Annotated in this window: 3 protein-coding genes; 2 read left to right on the top strand and 1 reads right to left on the bottom strand. The window is 68.2% G+C overall.

Features of this window, described 5'->3' with window-relative positions; translation table 11 throughout:
• Positions 1 to 403 precede the first annotated feature (403 nt).
• Positions 404 to 1,606 (top strand): DUF2380 domain-containing protein, encoded by a 1,203-nt coding sequence (locus D7V97_RS42130; RefSeq protein ID WP_368669025.1) that lies wholly within the window; start codon positions 404 to 406, stop codon positions 1,604 to 1,606.
• Complete coding sequence (locus tag D7V97_RS42135) at positions 1,603 to 2,073, top strand: NUDIX hydrolase (protein ID WP_120616153.1); 471 nt, start codon at positions 1,603 to 1,605, stop codon at positions 2,071 to 2,073. The genes D7V97_RS42130 and D7V97_RS42135 overlap by 4 nt, the downstream gene beginning before the upstream one ends.
• Positions 2,074 to 2,173: 100 nt before the next feature.
• Here D7V97_RS42135 and D7V97_RS42140 read toward each other — a convergent pair.
• A partial coding sequence (locus D7V97_RS42140) for an iron-containing redox enzyme family protein (protein ID WP_147445232.1) occupies positions 2,174 to 2,548 on the bottom strand: 375 nt, incomplete at its 5' end.

Genomic DNA, 2,548 nt, shown 5'->3' on the forward strand with positions numbered 1-2,548 from the left:
GGGACGGGCGGCACGCTGCTCTTCCCCACGCCGGAGGGGACGCTGCGGCCTGGGGTGTTCGCCTCGGTGGGCCTGGGGGTGGACAATGCGCGCTGATGCCCTGGTGCTGGCCCTGGTTCTGATGGCCACTGGATGCGCCTCCGTGTCGCAAGCGCCTGGGCGTGGCCGAAACTTGAGCTACGCACCGCGCGAAGCCTCGTCGCCCACCTGGGGGGAACCCCCGAGCGATGAGTCCCCGCGCGCCCAGAACTTCCTCCCGCGCGCTCTTGCTGGGCCCGAGCAACGGCTCCTGCGCCGCCAGCAGCCGCGTGACGACGTGACCGCCGTGGGAGACAGCGCTGTCGGGGGCGGGGGCCGGAGCAATGCATTGACGCGGCAGGCAGTCCTCGACGCGACGAAAGACGTGAAGGGCTCCCTGACCCGCGTCGAGGCCGCGTTCAGCAAGCTGGCGGCCCGTCCTCCGGACCTCTGGGGCTGGAGCCTGACCGGCGTCTTCACGCGCTACCTCGACCAGGGCTCCAAGCAAGTGACGTGGCTTCATGGCGCGCTTGGGAGCGCCACCACATTGACGGAAGCGGCCTCCGAGGTTGGCGACACGGACATGGAGCTGGGCCTGCTACGCATGACAGGGCCGAAGCTCCAGGCGGCTCAGTTCGGGACGCTCCTCTTGGCCACCTGGGTGGACTTCCTGCACCTCGCGGACGCCGTGCTCCGTCACTGCCCCATGTGCAGTGCCGAGAAGCTCTTCGTGGACCTTCATCGCGTGCAGGGGATGATGGAGCCCACGCTGACGGACCTCGCCTCACTGGACCCGGAGCGGGTGGAGGCAGCGACCACCGCGATGCCCGAGCTGATGGGGAAGCTGACGCGTGAATTCGACACACTCCAACGAGAGACCCGCGAGACCCTGAAGCTTGGTGGGCAGGTCATCGCGGCGATGCAGGCAGTGGAGATGGTCACGATGATCTCCACGATGAAGATGGCCCTGCCACGCGTGCCGCCCTCGGCCCCTGCGGCGCTCGGCGTGGGCCTGGCAATGAGTTCAGGCGGCGTCATGGTGGGCTCGCGACTGGTGGTCTCCGCCGAGTGGGTGGAGATGATGCGAAGGCTCGTGCAGGCGGGCGTCATCTCCATGCCTGCCGTCGGCGCGGCCGTCCTCATTCAGGGCGGACAGGTCACGATGGCCCAGGCGCACCAGGACCTACCCAAGGGCGTGCGCGAAGCGCTGGGGGACAGCCCCGAAGTGCGCGGCATGCAGGTGACGGGCAGGTCGGGGGCGGGCATGTCGGACGCCCCCAAGCACCATGTGCTACCGCAGGAGCACCGCGAGTGGTTCGAGCGGCGCGGCTTCAAGGGCGCCATGGACATCGATCAATTCTGCGTCCGGATGGAGCAGGCACATCACGAGGCCATTCACGGCGGGGGGAACTGGAAGCTGGGGCGCACATGGCCCGGTGAGTGGAACCGGATGATCATGGAGGTCTTGCACGACGCGGAGACCAAAGCCGGCCGGATGTTGACGAGAAACGAGATCCTGGACATCGTCGCCGTGACCATGGAGCGCTACTACATCCCGATGAATTTCGTCTTGGGGAGCAGTCGATGACCGCCAGAAATCCATGGGACTGCAACTGGAAGGTCCGCTTGTACGAGAGAGTTCGCGAGCGCGGCTATGACTCCCTGACCGCTTTTGCTGAGGCGCACCCGACCGCCTCACTCGTGAAGCTTGCTGCGGAGCTAGGAGAGGGCGAGATCGCTGGGGTGCAGGTTTTCAGTGGGCTCGTTGCCGAGGCAGAGCGGAGCAAGCAGCTCACGCGCTTGGTTCGCGGACAGCTCGTGCGCGAACTGGCCGAGTGCCTACCCAGTGGTTGGCCGAGCGTGCTCGACGACGCCAACCGATTCAAAGTCGCCAAGGCACTCGGCTTATGGACCGGCTTTACGCCAGAAACGCATAAGGAACGTGTAAGGCGGGCCGGCGATGCTCTTCTTGCCGACCCACCACCCGCTGGCTGGCGCCCGCTCAGTCCTGACGATGAGCTACTCCACACGCTCCTCCCCGACGAAGAAGCCTGACCCACTTTCCTTTCGCCCTGCCTACGGGTTCAAGTCCCGTACTCCTCGTTATCCAGACTCGGGGAGGGGCTCGACCCTGGCGGGCCTGCGGGGGCCCGGCCTATGCCTCCGCGAGCGCCCGGCGATGGAGGGCCACCCAGAAGTCCGCCGCCTGGCGCGCGCCGTCCAGCAGGGGCTCGGGGCCGTGCGCACCGAGCGACTCGCAGAGCGCCTGGGCCCGCGCGCCGTGCTCCACATCCACGTCCAGGTGCACGAGCAGGAAGCGCGCCCGCGTCCTGTCCAGGCCGAGCCGCCCCAACCCCTGGCGTGTGTCGCCCCCGAGGTGCCGCGCCACGCCCTCCAGCACGTACAGCGCGCCGAGGAACGAGAGCTGGCGCTCCGCCGGGATGCCTTCCCAGAAGGCGTGGAACGCGGAGACCTCGCGGGGCGTGGCGTCCGACGGCGTGCGCCCGAAGGCCGCGAGGTCCGCCTTCGC

This window comes from Corallococcus sp. CA053C (assembly GCF_003611675.1).
Taxonomy (GTDB): Bacteria; Myxococcota; Myxococcia; order Myxococcales; family Myxococcaceae; genus Corallococcus.

Coding starts and splice junctions, on each gene's coding strand:
- D7V97_RS42135 (WP_120616153.1), top strand. CDS start 1,603: ATGACCGCCAGAAATCCATGGGACTGCAACTGGAAGGTCCGCTTGTAC.